This window comes from Streptomyces sp. NPDC098789 (genome assembly GCF_044759975.1).
GTDB lineage: Bacteria > Actinomycetota > Actinomycetes > Streptomycetales > Streptomycetaceae > Streptomyces.
Map to the genome: position 1 here is coordinate 84425 of NZ_JBIWAJ010000009.1, position 17223 is coordinate 101647.

Consider the following 17223-nt stretch of genomic DNA (forward strand, 5'->3'; position numbering starts at 1 on the left):
TGGCCCGGCCCCGTGTTTTCGTACGAATACAGGGCGCTGGTCAGCGGAAAGGGGAATTCGGACCAGAAATCCGCCCTCCCCGATCACCGTGGGGTCGCTGTTATGGTCCTGCTTGACATTCCCGCGTCACGTACCTGAGGGCTCCGCCGTGAAGATCATTGCCATTGCGACGCAGAAGGGGGGCGTCGGCAAGACGAGTTCCACCGTCAACATCGGTGCCGCGCTGGCCCTGGCGGGGCAGCGCGTGCTCGTCGTGGACCTGGACCCCCAGGCTCAGGCGGGGTCCGCGCTGGGGCTCAACCTCTCCAGCCAGGACCAACTCGCCCGCTCGCTCGGCTGGGTGATCCAGGCCGGGCTGCAGGGCATGCGCACGGACCTGCCGGCCGTCTGGTTCGACCGCAGCGAACTCGTCGCCGGTTTCGAGGGATCCGGCACCCTGCACCTGCTGGCCAGCGAGGAATCGACGATGACCGCCGCCCAGGACCTGATCCACAAGGCCGGCTACCCGGCCACCCCGGTGCTGCGACGGATGCTGCTGGACGTGGCCGACGCCTTCGACTTCGTCGTCATCGACACCCCACCCGCCGTCTCCTCCATGGCGGCGACCGCGCTGGCCGCGGCCGACTACGTGCTGACCGTGTGCGTCCCCGAATACCCCGCGCTCAAGGGCGCGGCGGCCACGCGGGGCACGGTGCGGTACGTCAAAGGGCGCACCGACGGGGAATGCGACCCGGTGTACCTCGGGGCGATCGTCAACCGGTCCAACCCGCCGTCGAAGTGGCGGGCGCAGGAGGTCGACACCCGCAACGGCATGCTGGACGCCGACCTCGCCCCCTTCCCGGCCGACATACGGCTGGACAACCGGATCAGCGATTCCTTCGCCTTCGGTGTCCCGGCGGTGGTCCGCTTCGCCGGCCACGCCCCGGGCCGCATGTACGGCGAGCTGATGTGCCAGGTCCTCACCCGCATGCGCCAGCCCCAGGCGGACTGGGACACCCCCTAGTGCTGTGACCGGAAAGGTTCACCGTGTCACGGCGCCCGGCACGGCACCTCGCCGCGTTGTCGGCCCACGCAAGTACGTCCAGTACGAGCCGTGGCCCTCCGCCTTGCGATGCACCGCACCGGACACCGTGACCCGGCAAACCTTTCCGGCCACAGCACTAGCCCGGCAGCAGGAAGAAGCGGCCCAGGTGGTCGCGGGCGCTGTCGTCCAGGAGGGGGGCGACCTCGGCGGCCAGGACGGCGGTGGCGTAGGTGATCCGGCCGGTGTCGAGGGCGGCGTCGGCGAGGACCACGAGCGAGGTCTGCTCGTCGACGGGGGCCATGCAGAGGTGGTGGTCGCGCATGGTGATCACCGAGGCGGCCACCCAGCCGCTGTCGTAGGCGTGCGAGGCGGCCTTGGTCAAGGACATCAGGCTCGCGGCGAGGGCGGCGAGCCGCTCGGCGTCCGCCTTGTCGGTCGCCGCGTCCGTGCACAGCACGAGCCCGCCCGCTGACAGCAGTACGGCCCGCTCGACGCCGGGGGTGCCGGCACACCGCTCGTGGACGGCGCGGGTGATCGCGGCGGCCCGCTGGTCGGCCGAGTGCACGGGTGTGGACCGCATGGGAGCTGATTGCATCGGAGGTGCTCCAGGAAGGGAAAGGGATGGGGCGGGTCGTCAGCCGGCGGCGGCCAGGGCGGGGGCGGCGGGGGCCGCGAGCCTGCGTTCCAGGGCGTGTTCCACCATCCGGATCAGCAGTTCCTTCACCGCGTCGCGCCGCCGCGCGTCGGTCAGCAGCACGGGTACGTCGTCGCGGATCCGCAGGGCCCCGCGCACCTGTGCCGGGCTGAAGGGCTGGTGCCCGCCGAAGCCGTTGAGCGCCACGATGAAGGGGACCCCGTTCTCCTCGAAGTAGTCCACCGCGGGGAAGGAGTCGGCCAGCCGGCGGCTGTCGACCAGCACGATCGCCCCGATCGCACCCGTCACCACGTCGTCCCACAGGAACCAGAACCGGTCCTGGCCGGGCGTGCCGAACAGGTACAGGGCGAGGGAGTCCTCCAGGGTGACCCGGCCGAAGTCCATGGCCACCGTGGTGGTCCGCTTGTCGGGGGCGCCGCTGAGGTCGTCCACGCCCTCCGAGGCGGCCGTCAGGACGGCCTCCGTGCGCAGCGGCACGATCTCGGAGATGCTGCCGATCAGGGTGGTCTTGCCGACGCCGAAGCCACCGGCCACGACGATCTTCGCGGACGACCGGGCACCGCGCGGGTCCGCCGGAGCGGGCGGTTGGTGCTGCTCAGATGCTGTGAAGTCCACTGAGGACCCTTTCGATCAACGTGGTGGACGGTGCGTCACCCGTGGGCTCGGTGACGGAGACCAACCCCATGCCGGACAGGTCCGACAGCAGGACGCGGGCCACCCCGATCGGCACGTGCAGCAGGGCGGACACCTCGGCCACCGAGGTGGGCCGGACGCACAGCGCGAGGATGCGGTCGTGCTCGGGGTGCCCGGTGCCCGGCCACGGACTGGGCACGGTCTGCACCAGGGCCTCCAGCGGCAACGCCAGCAGGGTCACCGTCCGGCCCGCCGTGATGGCGTACGGGCGGGGGGCGATCGGCGCGGGGGCGGGCGCCGGCGGGACGGGCGAGGGGGGAACGGACGGTCTGAGGGGATCAATCGGCGACGTCGGCATGGTCCCTCAAGGTGGAGCGGAGTTCGGGCGTCAGGACGTGGCCGACGCGGCGCACCAGACGGGTCATCTCGTAGCCGAGGACGGCGCGGTCGGTGCCCGCGTGGGCCGCCACCGCCAGCAGCGAACCGTCCGAGACGGTGACCACGGCCAGCACGCCGTGCTGCATCTCCAGTACGGTCCGGCTCACCGGCCCCGAGCCGTGCAGCGCCGAAGCCGCGCCCGCCAGCGCGGCCAGCCCGCTGGCGATGGGCGCGACCAGCGCCGGAGCCGGCGACTGCACGGCGGTCGACCGGGCGAGCAGCAGCCCGTCGGCCGACACCACGGCGACGTCGAAGACACCGGGCAGGTCGCTCAGGAACTTCTGGAGCACCCACCGGAACTCCCGTACCCGCTCGGTGCCCGTGGGTGCGAGCACGTCACCGGCCGGGGCCGCCTCGATCGCGAACGGACTCATCTGTTCTCCTCCTGCTGCTGCGGACCGACGTCGGCGGAACGCTCCGCCCCGGCCGGACCGGCGTGGGCGATGCCCTCGTACAGCCCGCTCATCCGGCGTCGGATCTCCTCCGGGTCGGGCAGGGAACCGGCGCCCGCACCGCCGCCGCCCGCGGTGCCCGGGCGGGCGGCCGGGGTGGGGGCGGGGACGTGGTCGGGGTTGCCGGGCGCGGTGATGCTCCCCGCGCGCGATCGGCGCCGGCGTACGGGCAGTCCCGCACTGGTCGACTCGTGGTCCGGACCGCTCTGCGGACCGCCTTCCAGGTACTGGCCGGGTGATTGAGCCTGGTTCTGGTTCTGGTTCTGGTTCTGGACCCGGGCCGGGTCCACGGTGGTCGGCAGCGGACCGCCCACTCCGGGACCGCCCAACCCCGGACCGCCCAACGCGCGGAACGTCAGGGTCGGGTGGTCGCCGCCCGGGCGCCGGACGTCGGCGGCCTTCGCGGCGCGGGCTCCGGCCGGTCGGTTCGGGGCCGGGGCCGGCACCGGGTTCTGGACCGGGGGCGTGGGCACGGCCCGGCCGCGGATCACGGGCCGCGCGGCGGGTGCCCGCGCCGCGGGAGACGCCGGGGCGCGCCGCTGGCCGGTGGGCAACGGCCCCGCGGGCGGCTGCACCGCGGCGGGCTGGTCCTGGCGTACGAGCAGGGACTCGGGCAGCACCAGGGCGGCGACGAGCCCGGCCGGAGTGTTCGCGTACAACCGGACGTCCACCGCGTGCTTGCGGGCGAGGGCGCCGACGACGTACAGGCCCATGGACTCGCTCAGGTTGTTCCGCTGGCCGGCCGGCTGGCGCAGTACGTCGTCCGCCCCGGCCAGCTGCTCCGGGCTCATGCCGATGCCCTGGTCGCGGATCTCCAACAGCAGCCGGCCGTCGGGCATCCGCTGGCCGCTGACCACGACCCAGGTGTCGGGGCTGGAGAAGGAGGCCGCGTTGTCCAGCAGTTCGGCGATGAGGTGCACGAGGTCGTCGGCCGCGTAGCCGACCACGCCGAGCGGCGGGACCGCCCGGTAGGTCACCCGCTGGTACTCCTCGATCTCCGAGGCCGCGGTCCGTACGACGGCCAGCAGTTCGGTCGTCTCGCGCCGCTCGGCGGTGATCTCCGCGCCCGCGAGCACCAGCAGGTTCTCGCTGTTGCGGCGGATCTGGGTCGCCAGGTGGTCCAGGTGGAACAGCCGGGCCAGCCCGTCGGGGGAGTGCTCCGCGCCCTCCAGCTCGGTGATCACGGCCAGTTGCCGCTGCACCAGGCCCTGGTTGCGCCGGGAGAGGTTCTGGAAGAGCTGGTTGACCTCCTCGCGCATCGCGGCCTGCTGCCGGGCGAGGCCGACCGCTTCCAGGTAGACGCGGTCGAAGGCGCGGCCGACGTCACCGATCTCGTCGCGGGTCCGCGGCGCCAGCACCTTGCCCTCCAGGGCGGCCGGCAGCTCGCTGCCCGCGTTCAGGTGGCGGGTCACCTCCGGCAGGTGCTCGTCGGCCACCGAGACCGCGGAGCGGCGCAGCCAGCCCAGACCGCGCACCAGGTGCCGGGAGGTGGCGAGTACCAACAAGGTGGCCAGCAGCAGGACCACCACGGCGATCACGAGGTCGGTGACGACCTGGTCGTGCGCGGTCTCCTTCTGGGCCGCCGCCTCCGCCAGCACCCGCCGCTCGACCTTCTCCTGGAGCTGCGTCAGTTCCTCGTCGGTCCGGGTGAGGTCCTCGTACCAGGTCTTGGGCAGGCCCGTCTTGGCGACGGTCAGCTGGCCGGTCGCGGCGCTGACACTCAGCTTCTGGAGGGAGGTCGACAGCGCGCGGGACCGATCGGAGCCGAGGATCCGCTGGAATTCGGCGGCCTCCGCGGGCTGCGCGTAGAGCCCGAACTCCATTCCGGTGATGTCGCGCACGAGCTGTGCGGCGACGATGTTGCCCTGCTGACCGGTGGTGAGCACCCCGGCCTGGCCCGTACTGGCGAGCACCGAACGCTGGCTGGTGACCATCGCCTTGTTCAGGGCGATCGTGTAGAGGGTCCAGCCCGCGCCGCGGGCCTGTTCGCCGATCCCGCCGACCTGGTTGTAGAGGCTGGCGATCGAGACGATGACCCCGCCGTAACCGTGCTCGACCTGGGCGGGGTCGGCGCTGTCCGAATCCGAGAGCTTGCGCAGGTCGACGAGGGAGTCAACGCCCGTGGTGGTCACCTTGCGCTGGCGTTCCATGCCGGTGTGTTCGGGCAGTTCGCCGATTTCCTTGAGGAACTGGCGCGCCTGGGCGTCGGTTTCCGCGCGTCCCTTTTCGTCACCGGCCTTCTTCCCGCCTTCGCGGGTGGGCGCCTGGGGATCGACGGCCAGGTCGCGTTCCCGGGCGAGCGCGGTGATCAGTTTGGAGCCGGTGCGGCTGGTCTTCGCGATCTGCTCCGTGCCCGCGTACGTGTCGGCGACGGCGAGCGCGTCCTTGATGCGCAGCCCGGCGAAGCCCATGGCCGCCAGCAGCGGGACGAGGACGACGATCAACATGCGGGTCGGGACGCGGAGGTCGGCGAGCACGCGCTTGCGCCAGGGCAGCGGCGGCCGGGTGCCTGCTGGGATCACGGGAGACCTGTTCTCGGAGTGCGGAGGAACGCGAAGGGAGCACGGATGCCGTATTCGCGTCGTGTTGAGGCTTGCGCATGGAGCGGCATAGGACACCTGCCTTTGGCCCTTTTGGTACGGGACCAAAGTCACCAGTACGGGGAAAGGTGGAACCGATCTCCCTGCGGGCGATTCGCCAATCATTGTCAATTTGCTCCGTGGAAAGCAATCTGACGATGGTTAAGTGCATTTAAGAATTCGTTACGCCGATCCTAAGTCGGCGCGGGGGACAATGTGATCATGAACTTGACGGCGGAACTTCCCGGAGCACCGGTGGACGCAATGCAGCAGGAGAATCGGCGCACCGTTCTCATCGCCGACGCCGACCCGATGTTCCGCGCCGGACTGCGCCGCGCGCTGGAGGAGGAGCTGGACCGGTACGAGGTGGTCGCCGAGGCCGGTACTCCCGCCGAGGTGACCCGGCTGCTGCGCGGCACGGAACCCGAACTGGTCGTCATGGACCTGGCCCTGGCCCGTAGCCTGGGACTGCGCGCCGACCGGCTCGGCGGCCTCCTGCCGCGCCCGCCCAAGGTGGTGCTGCTCACCGGCGCCGGTTGCCGCGACGGGCTCGACGAGGCCCTGGACGCGGGCGCCCGCGGCTTCGTCACCCGCGACCTCGACGCCGGACTGCTGGGCGCCGTGCTCTGCCACGTCCTCGCCGACGGCTGCGCCATCGCACCCGAGGTCTTCGGCGGGCTGATGAACCGTACGTCCGGCTGCGAGGCCCAGTTCGCCCGTGCCCACCACCGCATCCGGCTGCTCAACGACAGTGAACGGCACGTGCTGCAACTGCTGGGGCACGGCTTCGAGAACGCGCAGATCGCCAAGGAACTCCACCTGTCCCGGGCGAGCGTGAAGACGTACGTTTCGCGCCTGCTGAGCAAACTGCACCTGGAGAACCGGACCCAGGCGGCCCTGGTGGCGAACGAGACCGGGTTGGCCGGGCAGGCGTAGCCCGTGAGTATCCTGTCCCAACGGTATGTATCAACATATATAGGGACAAGGGGCGGTGGTGGGCGGTGGCCGACCGGTCCGAGCGATCTGAGCGATCCGAGCACTCCGTGGAATCCGAGCAGTCCGATCAGTCCGAGCAGTCCGGGACGATGGTGCTGGACGTCGGTGGGCTCGCCAGCCGACGGCGGCTCTCCAGAGCGGAACGCTGGCGCGTTCCGCTCTGTGCGGCCGGCACCCTGCTGGTGTTCGGCGGCGGCGCGCTCTTCCTCGCGAGCGGTGGCGGCGGGCTGACGGGATCGGCGGACCGGGGCGCGAGCGCCCCCGACGGACCGCTGCGCGAGAACCTCGGCCCGGCCGCCGCGTCGGGATCGGCCGGTGCGCACAGCCCCGGTTCCGCCGCCTCCTCCGCCGCCGGTTCGCCCTCGACGGGCCCCGGCGGGAGCCCGGCGCCGCAGGGCGGCTCCGCCGCGGCCGACCGGGCCGGTTCCGCGACGCCGCAGGGCGCGGGGTCCGACGGGGGCGGGCGCAGCCCGGACGGTGATCCCGGCTCGCACACCCCCGGCCCGCCCGTGCCCCCCGTACCGCCCTCGCCGGCGCCGTCCGACGGCACCCTGCGTCCGGGCGACCGGGGCGCCGAGGTGCGTTCGCTCCAACAGCGGCTGTACGGGCAGGGGTTCACCTTCGTCCCGGTCGACGGCGTGTACGGCGAGCAGACCCGGCTCGGGGTCGCGAAGCTGCAGAGCGACCGCGGCCTGACGGGTGACCCGTCGGGCATCTACGGCCCCCACACCCGGGCGGCGTTCGGCCTGGGCTGACCCGGCCCCGTCGAGCACCCCCGGTCCAGTCCGTTCAGTCCCCCAGCAGGTCCAACTCGTGCGCGACGACCGCGGCCTGGGTGCGGTTGTCCAGCTCCAGCCGCTGCAGCAGGCGGGAGACCCGCGCCTTGATGCTGGAGACGGACAGGAAGAGTCGGGCCGCGATCTGGGCGTTGCTCAGGCCCGCGCCGATCAGCGCCAGGACGTGGCGTTCGGACTCGTTGAGCCGGGACAGCAGCTCCGCGCGGCGCTCCGCGGGTACCGCAGCCGTGCTCCGCGTCGCCCTGGTCACCATGTAGCCGAGCATGTCCGGCGAGACGAGCGTGCCGCCGTGCATGACCGAGTCCATGGCGCGGTGCAGTTCCTCGCTGCGGACGTCCTTGGTCACGAACCCGCACGCGCCGGCCTCCAGCGCCTCCAGGGCCTGGTCGTTCACGCTGAACGAGGTCATGACGATGATCCGCGGCGGCTCCTGGGCGCGCATCAGCCGCCTGGTCGTCTCCACGCCGTCGACCCGTGGCATCCGCAGGTCCACGAGGGCCAGTGCGACCTCGTGTTCGCGGGCCCGGGCGACCGCCTCGATGCCGTCCCCGGCCTCGGCCACGACCGTGTACCCCGGCAGGGAATCGACGATGCAGGTGAGTCCGGACCGAGTGATCGGCTGATCGTCGACGACAAGGACACGTACGTCTAGGCCCATGGGAGCCGTTCCTTCTGTTGAGCGGACATGTGGACATAAGGGCATTTCGATCAACTGTTATCAGGCTGGGGCGCTTTCGGCGAGACGGTGCGGGCGGGGGTGGGTGACCTCCATCACACTTTAGATCCAATTAAGGAACTTAAGAATGCTTAGTCCGATCTGTCGGGAATGTAAGCATTTGACGTCAAGATCGCGTGTGATGGATGGTCGATCCGTCCCCCTCCCAAGCCGCCCGTTCGAACGGGAGTTCCTTCATGCGCGCCTCCACCGCCCTCGCCACCGCCGTCGCCGCGGTCGCCACCGGCACCCTCGCCCTCGTCCCCGCCGCGACGGCCACCGCGGCCGTCGCGGCCCCACCGGTCTGCGCCCAGGGCGCCGCCGGACCGCTCGGAGTGGCGGGCACCTACGCGGAGTTCGTCGAGGGCGACGCCGTCCGGTACGCCGACTCGGAGGGCGCCGTCGCCGTCGGCGGCAACGCCACCTTCGGTGACGCCGCGATCGGCCAGGGCTTCTCGGTGGGCGCCAAGCTCACCGCCGCCGACCTGGCGGCCCTGCCGGGTGGCAAGTCCCTCGTCGTCGGCGGCGAACTGACGGCCAACCAGGTCGTCATCGGCAAGGGCGCCGGCGTCTACGGCTCGCTGAAGAACGCCAACAAGCCCGGCGGGTTCGCCATCGACGGCAAGCACGCCAAGGGCGCCTCGCCCGTCGACTTCGGCAAGGCGTTCGCCACACTGCGGGCGGGTTCGAACTCCTGGGCCGCGCTCAAGGGCACCGGCTCGGTCAGTCGGCCCGAGGGCTCCAAGTCCCTGCTGCTGACCGGTGAGGACGCCAAGCTGAACGTCTTCACTGTGGACGCCGCCGAACTCCAGAAGACCGACCGGATCGCGCTGAAGGTCCCGGCCGGCTCCAGCACCCTCGTCAACGTCCTCGGCTCCGGCTACGACATGTCGGCGGGCCACCTGTACGGGGTCGAGCTGTGGGACCCGCAGGCCAAGAAGTTCGTCATGGACGACTACGCCGCCGGCTCCGAGCAGTTCAAGGACATCCGCTCCCGGCTGCTGTGGAACTTCCCGCAGGCCACGTCCGTCAAGAAGAACCACACCTCCTGGCCGGGCACCATCCTGGCTCCGAACGCCGCCGTCGAGCTCGGCTCCAAGGGATCGGGGGGCGCGGGGGGCGCGGGACAGACGGGCCCGGGCCACGTCAACGGTTCGGTCATAGCCAAGCGGCTCACCTCCGTCCCCGGCGCCGAGACCCACCAGATGAACTTCCGCGGCTGCCTGCCCGGCACGGGAGGCGGCGGCACCGGGCAGCCGATCCCGCCGGCCCCGAAGCCGAGCCCGACCAGCACCACCCTGCCGCCCGCCCCGAAGCCCACCCCGTCCGAGCCCGCCACCACGAAGCCGGGCGCGGAGCCCTCCACGAAGCCCTCGGGTGCCACCCCGTCCGGCTCCGCCTCGCCGTCGGCCCAGCCGTCCGGCAACGCCGACGGCTCGCTCGCCACCACGGGCGGCGGGGTCGACTCCAAGATCGTGCTCGGTGCGGTCGGCGCCCTCCTCGTCGGCGGCGCCTGCCTGGCCACGGCCGCCCTGCGCCGCCGCGCCGGCCGCCGCTGACCCGGCGGGCCCCGTACGGCGAAGACGCGACCGGGCCCGGACACGGGCCCGGTCGCCCGCGTCCACCGCTGTGGCCACGGGCGCGCCGTGCGCGTCAGATCGAGCCCCATCTGCCGAAGGGCCAGGCGATGACGAGGGCCCGCCCGACGACATCGCCCTCCGACACGGTGCCCTGACCCTCGTCGCCCAGGTGGTAGCGGGAGTCCGCGGATCGCTCCCGATGGTCCCCCATGACCCAGATGCGGCCCCGGGGGACCGTCAGGGGGCCGAACGGCTTGTCGCCGCACGGCCTGTTCATCGGATAGAGGTACGGCTCGTCCAACGCGTGGCCGTTTACCGTGACCGGTCCGTCCTTCTTGCATTCGACGACGTCCCCGCCGACGGCGATGACCCGTTTGATCACGTGCTGCCCATTACTCGGCGGACGCAATCCGACGAATGCAAGACTCTCGTTGAAGAGCCTTACGACCCCGGAATCCGGCTCGGCCTCCTTTTCCTTCGGCGGAACCCAGTTGCCGGGATCCCGGAAGACCACCACTTCGCCGCGGGCAGGCTTGGCGGCGAACCACGGCGTCAATTTGTCGACGAGGACGACGTCGCCTATCTCCAATGTGTGCTGCATTGATTCCGACGGAATCGAGAAGGTCTGGACGAGGAACGTCTTCACACCCAGGGCGATGAGCAGCCCGGTGCACAGCAGGACCAGAGCGTCGAGCACGACCGAACGGCGCCTGCGCGCGGAGATCTTCTTGAGGATCCGGCGGCGCGCGTTGCGACCGGGGATCCGACGCCCCGCGGGACGGTCGACCCTCCGGCGCCGCCCCGCAGGTACGGCCCGACCAGCCCGAAAGGGCTGGTCGGGCCGTACGCGTGCGCGGGGCGGTCGGAGCGACGCGCCCCGCCGGGTGCCCCTGCGGCGCCCCGCGGGAGCGTTCACCGCGGTGCGGGCCGTCGTCCCGGCCGCCCTGTCCGTCCTGGTGCGGCCGCTCTCGCGCCGGCCTCGGCTACCCACGGACCCGACGCGGCTTGTTCATGTCCACTCGACCTTTCGACGCGATTACCCTACCGCTCCGCCGCGGTCCGATCGCACGCGTGCCCGACTTCCCCGTGCGCCGCGCCGCACCACACCGCACCGGTTTAACAATCCTTTGCCATATTCGCCGGTGAGGTTTTGTCACCCGATTGGTGATGCCACGTAGGCGAACGTTGAAAACCGTCGATCGTGAGTAATTCCCGGTGTTAGCGTCATTCGAGTGACCGCATCGCGGAGGAATCCGGCGGAGCGTCACTTCATGCAGTTGCCGCGTCTTTCTGTTGCGAACGGCCAGAAGCGCAGGTGCAACCCATTCGAAATCGGCGCAGCCCCATGCGGCTGCTCACTCTGCCCGCACGCAGAAATCCACTTTCAGGGAGAAGCGCATGACGACCATCAAGAAGCCGAGCCGCCTCATCATCGGCCTGTGCACGGCGGGCCTCCTGACCGCCGGAGCGGTCAGCACCGCCCTGGCCACGGCGCCCACCGACGCGCCCAAGCCGCCCCAGGCGCAGGGGACGACCCTCAAGGCCACGGCGGCCGTTGGAGTCGAAGCCGGCGGGAAGCTCACCGGTAGCGCCTGGTACAAGAACGGCCAGTTCGACATCACCAACCACACCGACAAGCCGGTCAGCGACTGGAAGATCGAGTTCGACCTCGACGGGGCCTCCGCCGTCCAGATGAACTACGGCGCCACCGCCTCCCACAACGGCAAGCACTGGGTGATCAGCGCCGCGAAGGAGGGCGGCACCATCCAGCCCGGCCAGAAGGCGAGCATCACCTTCGGGATCAACGGCGACGGCAAGAGCGACATCTCGTTCACCAACACCACCGTCAACGGCCAGGCCTTCACCTTCGACGACGGCGCGAGCAGCGCCCAGGACGACCACAAGGCCCTGCCGAAGGACCCTCTGGAGTCCGGCAAGTACTGGGTGTCCGACAGCTCCCTGGCGGCGGACGTCCAGGTCAACAGTTACAACGGTGGCGCGACGGTCAACGTCAAGCTCCACAACGGCGGCAGCAAGACCGTCAAGAACTGGACCGTCGCCTACGGCGTGGACCCGGGGACGAAGGTGGTCGGCCCCTGGGGCGCGGACGTCACCGTGTCCGAGGACCAGAAGATGATCATCATCCACGGCGGCTCCCTCCAGCCCGGCGCCGACGCGGGATCGATCGGTTTCAGCACCAAGTACGACCCGAACGACCCCAGCGTGCCGGAGACCCCCGTGGCGCCGGCCAAGAACCCGCACCTCGCGAAGAGCGCACCGTACGTGGACCCGACGCTCGGCCAGGGCGACGGGACCATCTCCCTCAACGGCAAGGCGGTGACCATCGCCGACTACCTGAAGCAGACGGGCGCCGAGGACGTCACCCTCGCCTTCCTCCAGGCCGACTCCAAGACCGGCAAGCCGTCCTGGGCGGGCAACAGCACGCACAACTTCCTGGCCAAGCAGATCAACGAGATCCGGACGGCCGGCCACGACGTCGTGGCCTCCTTCGGCGGCCAGGCGGGCAAGACCCTGTGGAGCGCGAGCCAGGACGTCGACAAGCTCGCCAAGCAGTACGAGGAGGTCATCACCCGCTACAACCTGACCAAGCTCGACTTCGACATGGAGGGCGGCCCCAACGAGGGGAACACGCCCAACAACCAGGCCAACGGCAAGGCCCTGGCCAAGGTCCAGGCGTGGGCCAAGCAGAACAACCGCCCGCTGTGGATCAGCGCGACCCTGCCCGTCCTGCCGACCGGCCTCACCGCGGACGGCAAGGGCTCGCTCAAGAGCATGACCGACGCGGGCGTCGAGGTCTCCCGGGTCAACATCATGCAGATGGACTACGGCCCGTCGGGCATCGACATGGGCAAGGCCGGGATCGACGCGGGAGTCAGCCTGAAGGGCCAGCTCAAGGAGTTCTTCCCGGGCAAGAGCGACCAGCAGCTGTACGGCATGATGGGCTTCACCCCCATGATCGGACACAACGACGTGGCCGGCGAGATCTTCACCCTCGACAACGCGAAGACGCTCCGCAAGTGGGCCGACGGGAACGGGGTCGGCATGGTGTCGATGTGGGCCGCCGGCCGCGACCAGACCGGCCGCACCGGTCAGGCCGGACCGGACCAGAGCGGCATCCAGCAGAGCCCGCTCGACTTCTCGAAGATCCTGTTCGGCGGCCGCAAGTAGCGCACCGGCACGGTTCTCAGGGCCCACACGGCACGGACACGTGCAGGCAGGAGGACCCCATGGCCGAGCACGCCCGCCGCCGCGCGAGCCACCGCTGCCCCGCCCCCGCCCCGCGCGGTGGCCGGGGCTCGCGGCGTCTGCCCAACCCCGGGCGGCAGCTGGTGGTCCTCCTGGCCCTGCTCGTCGTCATGGTGTGGTGCGCCCGCCTCGGCAACGGCTGAAGGGCGCGCGCGGCGCCAACTGCCCCAGCTCTAAAAGCGCCTGAGCTCGTCCTTAACGCGAGCATAAGAAATACCCCTAACCATACTTTTATGGGCTCTTGGTGGCTTTTCGGCTCTATGGTCAATGACATCCCCTCCCCCCGCACGCCACGTCCCGACGCGAGGTCTCGATGTCCCGAAAGCCCAAGTCCCGCAAGCGAGTTGTTCTCACCAGTGCTGCCGTCGTCCTCGGCCTCGGCGCCCTGGCCGTCCCGATCGCGGCCAACGCCGGCACGGACACGGGCGATCAGCTGCGCACGACCTGCGGGGTCGCCGAGGGCGCCTCGAAGTGGTGGGCGTCGGGCCGGATGGCCCTCAGCAACCCGGGCACGGACGCGGCCGAGGACTGGAAGCTGGAGTTCGAGCTGTCGCAGGGCCTCGCCACCGTCAACGACCCGGGGACGTACGAGCTGAAGCAGACCGGCAAGAAGGTCACCGTGACGCCCAGGAAGGGCCAGGGAGCCGTTCCGCCCCAGGGTGAGCGCGTGGTGCTCGTCGGCATCAACCCCAGCGGCAAGGCGGTCCCGCAGATCACCGGCTGCAAGGTCAACGGCTCGGACGGTGGCGCGCACGACCGCGACAAGCCCACGGCCCCCCAGGACATGGGCTCCTACGTCATCGACCACCAGACCGTCCACGTGATGTGGAAGCCGTCCACCGGCTTCGGCTCGGAGATCGAGAAGTACGAGGTCTTCCAGGACGGCAAGCTCGCCAAGACGGTCGGCGGCGACATCACGATGACCAACATCGAGAAGCTCACCCCGGACACCGCCTACCGCTTCACGGTGCGCGCCGTCAGCAAGGCGGGGAGTTCTCCCTTCGGCAAGGAGATCCAGCTCCGTACGAAGAAGGCCCCGGGCCCGGACCGTCCGGCGCCGATCCTGCCCAAGAAGCTCGAAGGCAAGGCGAACGGTCCCCACCAGGTCGACCTGGCCTGGCAGCCCGGCAAGGACGGCGACGGCTCGGCGGACGGGGTGAGCGGCTACCGCGTCTACCGGGACGGGAAGAAGGTCCTCGACGTGGACGGCGGTACGACGACCAAGGCCGCGGCGCAGGGACTGGCCGCGGACACGGAGTACGCGTTCAAGGTCACCGCGGTGAACTCCTCGGGCAAGGAGTCCGCTCCCACCGACGAGATCCGCGTGCGCACCGGCAAGGGCGACGGCGGGGGCGGGGGCGGCAACGCGCCCGGCGACCTGACGGCGTCGACGGGCAGCAAGCACAACGGCGGCGTCACGGAGCACTACCTCGACCTCGCCTGGTCCGTCCCGAAGGGACAGGGCACCATCGGCACCTACCAGGTCCACATCGACGGCAAGCTCGCGCAGACCTTCATGTGGGGCACCGGCGACGCCGTGATGCCGATCCCGTCCGGCACCGCGAAGCGCGAGGTCGCGGTCGGTGCCCAGCCGGGCAAGACCTTCAAGGTGAAGATCCGGGCGAAGCTCGCGGACGGCACCTGGAGCGGTTTCTCGGCGGAGAAGACCGTCACCACCGGCGGCTGACCCGCCCCTTCCCCCCGCCCCGACCTCCCTTCCCCACCGAGCCAGTACCGGCCCCCACCGGCCCGAGGAGCCCCGACATGACCAGCACCACCCCTCCCACCCGCCCCGCCCCGCGCGCCGCCGTCCGCTCCCGCGGTACGGTGCTCGGCTCCGCCGCGGGGGTCGTCGTCCTCGCACTGGCGGTGACGGCCACCGGCGTCACCCCCGCCGCCGCGCACGGCGCCACCGGCGACCCGGTCAGCCGGTCCGTGGCCTGCTCCAAGAACCCGACGAACCCGGCCTGCGCGGCCGCGTGGGGGGTCAGCAAGGGCCAGGTCTACGACTGGCAGTCGATCGTCCAGGGCCAGGCGATGGACCACTCGACGCCGAGCTCCTCCCCGCAGCACCGCGGGGTGATCCCGGACGGCAAGCTGTGCAGCGCCAACAAGCCCGATTTCGCGGGGCTGGACCTGCCCCGGAGCGACTTCCCGTCGACGCAGCTGCCCAGCGGAAGGGAGTACACGCTGAAGTACGACATCAGCGCGCTGCACAACCCGTACCGCATGGAGATGTACGTCACCAAGGACGGCTACGACCCGAAGAAGCCGCTCAAGTGGGACGACCTGGAGCCCACTCCGTTCCTGAGCGCCGACAACACCGCGGCCACGACGGCGCCGGACGGCTACCTCGGGCGCGGCAAGCAGATGTTCACGTTCCTCGCGCAGCTGCCGGAGAAGAAGGGCGAGCACCTGATCTACACGATCTGGCACGGCCTGAAGAAGCCCGACGGATCCGCGCAGAGTTCGGAGGCCTTCTACTCCTGCTCGGACGTCGACTTCAAGTGAGCTGAGGGGGAGGGGGCCCCGGAGCCGGCCGGTCACCGCGCCTCGGCCCCCCGCTGTCATGGCAGCCCGCGACCACGGTCGCGGGCTGCTCCGCGTCCCGCCTCCGGACGCGGGGGCCACCCCCGCGGCCCCGATGCCGTAAGGACCTTCGCCCCTGCCGCTCGACGTCTCCCGGGTAGATGATCTTCGCGAAGCGGATTCGCGGACTCCGGTGGACCCCGCGGACCCCGGGCACCAGGGGAGTCGGGTCCCGGTTCTCGCTTCGCCCGATCCACTCGGTTCAACGGACGCGCGGAATCAGGAGACATGGGCCATGGCCGAGCACCTCGATGCCCCACAACCCACCGAACGACGGCGTGAGCACGTTGCCGTACCCCGTCGCGCGGCGGAGTCGCAGGACCGCAGGATCCTGGGCCGTCTCGCCCGGGAAGACTGGGGAGGCAAACCGGAGCACGTCGATCCGCGCACCGCCGGACTGATGCTCGCCCTTGGACCACAGCCGCGCGGGAGCGGCTTCTCCGAGGGCGCGCGGCAGCAGGGCGCGCTGCTGGACGCGGCCGTGCAGTGGGAGGACCTCGGTACCTTCCGGGCCTCGGCCCGGAGCTACGCCGACGAACTCGCGCGGGAGGCCGCGCGCCGGGACGCGGACAAGACCCTGCGGGAGCGGCTGCCCCTCTGGGCCCATTCGCGCGATACCCGCGCGCTACGGGCCCTGCGCAAGCGGGAGGTGGCGCAGAGGACCGACGGCGCCAGGAACCTCCGCGCCGCCGTCGGACGCACCCATGTCCTCGACGACACCGAACTCGCCTACCTGAAGGCCGAACCGGTCGCGGGCGTCGCGCGCGCCGCCGTCAACACGGGCGACGCGGTGCCCGATCTCAGTCGGTTCGCTCCCGAAGCGGTCGCCGCGGCGCACCGGCTGCTCAAGGCCGCGCCGACAGCGGGCGGCGCCGTGTGGCGCGACCCGTTCCACCTCAAGGACGCCATGGCCCGGGCGCGGAAGGTCACGGCCGTCACCAACTCGGTCGAGGCATGGCTCGCGAAGGCGGCGGCGGACCGGGCACGGGCGGTCGAGGAGGAGCGGCAGGCCGCTTCCCGGGCGGCCGAGGCCGAACGGCGGGCGGCCACGCTCGCCTTCGAGGCCGGGCTCTGGGGTTCGGACGAGGAGCGGCTCGCCGACCTGCTCACCGGACCTGGTGCGGGCGGCGAGCCCTTGGCCGGGCACTTGCGCCCCCTCGTCACGGAGCACCTGGCCGTCATGGGCGCGGCCCGCGCCGGTGGCGCCGTGGCCTACCTGGACGGCATGCGCGCGGAGGAGGCCGCGATCGAGCGGGCCAAGCACACGGGCCTCGACAAGTGGCTGCGTCAGGGGTGCGTCTACGGCAAGAAGGGCATCCGCCGGTTGCAGGCGGCCGAGGACCTGGTCACGCGCCGCGCCGAGGACATCGCGGTGATGAGGGTGCTGCTCGTTTACGGTCTGATCCGCCCCACCACCGGGCGCGCGAAGGTCCGGGAAGGACCGGCAGGGCGGGGAGGACGGAGCGGGCCGCAGGACGATCGCCACCGGGAAGGCGCT

General features: G+C 71.1%; 16 protein-coding genes. 8 read left to right on the forward strand and 8 right to left on the reverse strand.

Features of this window, described 5'->3' with window-relative positions:
- The first annotated feature begins 148 nt into the window (after nt 1-148).
- Complete coding sequence (locus ACIQWR_RS19980) at nt 149-1003, forward strand: ParA family protein (RefSeq protein ID WP_404011063.1); 855 nt, start codon at nt 149-151, stop codon at nt 1001-1003.
- A 157-nt stretch (nt 1004-1160) separates the two neighbouring features.
- Here ACIQWR_RS19980 and ACIQWR_RS19985 read toward each other — a convergent pair whose 3' ends face one another.
- Genes ACIQWR_RS19985 through ACIQWR_RS20005 form a run of 5 tightly spaced genes read right to left on the reverse strand, consistent with a single transcriptional unit; the run spans nt 1161 to nt 5724 of the window.
- On the reverse strand, nt 1161-1604 hold the full coding sequence (locus ACIQWR_RS19985) for a roadblock/LC7 domain-containing protein (RefSeq protein WP_404011066.1): 444 nt from the start codon (nt 1602-1604) through the stop codon (nt 1161-1163).
- Nucleotides 1605-1658: 54 nt separating this feature from the next.
- Nucleotides 1659-2294: a GTP-binding protein gene (locus ACIQWR_RS19990; RefSeq protein ID WP_404011069.1), complete on the reverse strand. Its 636-nt coding sequence runs from the start codon at nt 2292-2294 to the stop codon at nt 1659-1661.
- Nucleotides 2275-2670, reverse strand: a complete 396-nt coding sequence (locus ACIQWR_RS19995; RefSeq protein ID WP_404011071.1) for a DUF742 domain-containing protein — start codon at nt 2668-2670, stop codon at nt 2275-2277. Before ACIQWR_RS19995 ends, ACIQWR_RS19990 begins: the two co-directional genes overlap by 20 nt.
- A complete protein-coding gene (locus tag ACIQWR_RS20000; protein ID WP_404011074.1) occupies nt 2651-3124 on the reverse strand; it encodes a roadblock/LC7 domain-containing protein in 474 nt (157 codons plus the stop codon). The genes ACIQWR_RS19995 and ACIQWR_RS20000 overlap by 20 nt, the downstream gene beginning before the upstream one ends.
- The gene (locus ACIQWR_RS20005) at nt 3121-5724 is read right to left on the reverse strand and encodes a nitrate- and nitrite sensing domain-containing protein (RefSeq protein WP_404011076.1); all 2604 of its coding nucleotides are present in this window, start codon (nt 5722-5724) and stop codon (nt 3121-3123) included. The genes ACIQWR_RS20000 and ACIQWR_RS20005 overlap by 4 nt, the downstream gene beginning before the upstream one ends.
- A gap of 279 nt (nt 5725-6003) precedes the next feature.
- Between ACIQWR_RS20005 and ACIQWR_RS20010 the strand changes: the two genes are divergently transcribed.
- Both ACIQWR_RS20010 and ACIQWR_RS20015 read left to right on the forward strand, forming a co-directional pair.
- On the forward strand, nt 6004-6717 hold the full coding sequence (locus ACIQWR_RS20010; RefSeq protein ID WP_404011077.1) for a response regulator transcription factor: 714 nt from the start codon (nt 6004-6006) through the stop codon (nt 6715-6717).
- A 107-nt stretch (nt 6718-6824) separates the two neighbouring features.
- Complete coding sequence (locus tag ACIQWR_RS20015) at nt 6825-7532, forward strand: peptidoglycan-binding protein (RefSeq protein WP_404011080.1); 708 nt, start codon at nt 6825-6827, stop codon at nt 7530-7532.
- A gap of 34 nt (nt 7533-7566) precedes the next feature.
- On the opposite strand, the gene ACIQWR_RS20020 is transcribed toward ACIQWR_RS20015, so the two are convergent.
- A complete protein-coding gene (locus ACIQWR_RS20020; RefSeq protein ID WP_404011083.1) occupies nt 7567-8232 on the reverse strand; it encodes a response regulator in 666 nt (221 codons plus the stop codon).
- 254 nt (nt 8233-8486) lie between these two features.
- Between ACIQWR_RS20020 and ACIQWR_RS20025 the strand changes: the two genes are divergently transcribed.
- Nucleotides 8487-9848 (forward strand): choice-of-anchor A family protein, encoded by a 1362-nt coding sequence (locus tag ACIQWR_RS20025; protein ID WP_404011085.1) that lies wholly within the window; start codon nt 8487-8489, stop codon nt 9846-9848.
- Between the two features lie 94 nt (nt 9849-9942).
- Here ACIQWR_RS20025 and lepB read toward each other — a convergent pair whose 3' ends face one another.
- Entirely contained in the window at nt 9943-10566 is a 624-nt protein-coding gene (gene lepB, locus ACIQWR_RS20030) for a signal peptidase I (protein WP_404011088.1), read from the reverse strand.
- A gap of 701 nt (nt 10567-11267) precedes the next feature.
- Here lepB and ACIQWR_RS20035 point away from each other — a divergent pair.
- The 4 genes from ACIQWR_RS20035 to ACIQWR_RS20050 all read left to right on the forward strand — a co-directional run bounded on the left by ACIQWR_RS20035 (nt 11268) and on the right by ACIQWR_RS20050 (nt 15647).
- The gene (locus tag ACIQWR_RS20035) at nt 11268-13058 is read left to right on the forward strand and encodes a cellulose binding domain-containing protein (RefSeq protein ID WP_404011090.1); all 1791 of its coding nucleotides are present in this window, start codon (nt 11268-11270) and stop codon (nt 13056-13058) included.
- 59 nt (nt 13059-13117) lie between these two features.
- The gene (locus tag ACIQWR_RS20040; protein WP_404011092.1) at nt 13118-13279 is read left to right on the forward strand and encodes a hypothetical protein; all 162 of its coding nucleotides are present in this window, start codon (nt 13118-13120) and stop codon (nt 13277-13279) included.
- A gap of 170 nt (nt 13280-13449) precedes the next feature.
- Nucleotides 13450-14823, forward strand: a complete 1374-nt coding sequence (locus tag ACIQWR_RS20045; protein ID WP_404011095.1) for a fibronectin type III domain-containing protein — start codon at nt 13450-13452, stop codon at nt 14821-14823.
- A gap of 77 nt (nt 14824-14900) precedes the next feature.
- A complete protein-coding gene (locus ACIQWR_RS20050; RefSeq protein WP_404011097.1) occupies nt 14901-15647 on the forward strand; it encodes a lytic polysaccharide monooxygenase in 747 nt (248 codons plus the stop codon).
- A gap of 703 nt (nt 15648-16350) precedes the next feature.
- On the opposite strand, the gene ACIQWR_RS20055 is transcribed toward ACIQWR_RS20050, so the two are convergent.
- Nucleotides 16351-17211, reverse strand: a complete 861-nt coding sequence (locus tag ACIQWR_RS20055; protein WP_404011100.1) for a hypothetical protein — start codon at nt 17209-17211, stop codon at nt 16351-16353.
- Nucleotides 17212-17223: the final 12 nt, after the last annotated feature.

Excerpts from the sequence above, each read along its gene's own strand:
- ACIQWR_RS19985 (WP_404011066.1), bottom strand. The coding sequence starts at position 1,604 with ATGCGGTCCACACCCGTGCACTCGGCCGACCAGCGGGCCGCCGCGATC.
- ACIQWR_RS19995 (WP_404011071.1), bottom strand. The coding sequence starts at position 2,670 with ATGCCGACGTCGCCGATTGATCCCCTCAGACCGTCCGTTCCCCCCTCG.
- ACIQWR_RS20000 (WP_404011074.1), bottom strand. The coding sequence starts at position 3,124 with ATGAGTCCGTTCGCGATCGAGGCGGCCCCGGCCGGTGACGTGCTCGCA.
- ACIQWR_RS20010 (WP_404011077.1), top strand. The coding sequence starts at position 6,004 with ATGAACTTGACGGCGGAACTTCCCGGAGCACCGGTGGACGCAATGCAG.
- ACIQWR_RS20020 (WP_404011083.1), bottom strand. The coding sequence starts at position 8,232 with ATGGGCCTAGACGTACGTGTCCTTGTCGTCGACGATCAGCCGATCACT.
- ACIQWR_RS20025 (WP_404011085.1), top strand. The coding sequence starts at position 8,487 with ATGCGCGCCTCCACCGCCCTCGCCACCGCCGTCGCCGCGGTCGCCACC.
- ACIQWR_RS20035 (WP_404011090.1), top strand. The coding sequence starts at position 11,268 with ATGACGACCATCAAGAAGCCGAGCCGCCTCATCATCGGCCTGTGCACG.
- ACIQWR_RS20040 (WP_404011092.1), top strand. The coding sequence starts at position 13,118 with ATGGCCGAGCACGCCCGCCGCCGCGCGAGCCACCGCTGCCCCGCCCCC.
- ACIQWR_RS20045 (WP_404011095.1), top strand. The coding sequence starts at position 13,450 with ATGTCCCGAAAGCCCAAGTCCCGCAAGCGAGTTGTTCTCACCAGTGCT.
- ACIQWR_RS20050 (WP_404011097.1), top strand. The coding sequence starts at position 14,901 with ATGACCAGCACCACCCCTCCCACCCGCCCCGCCCCGCGCGCCGCCGTC.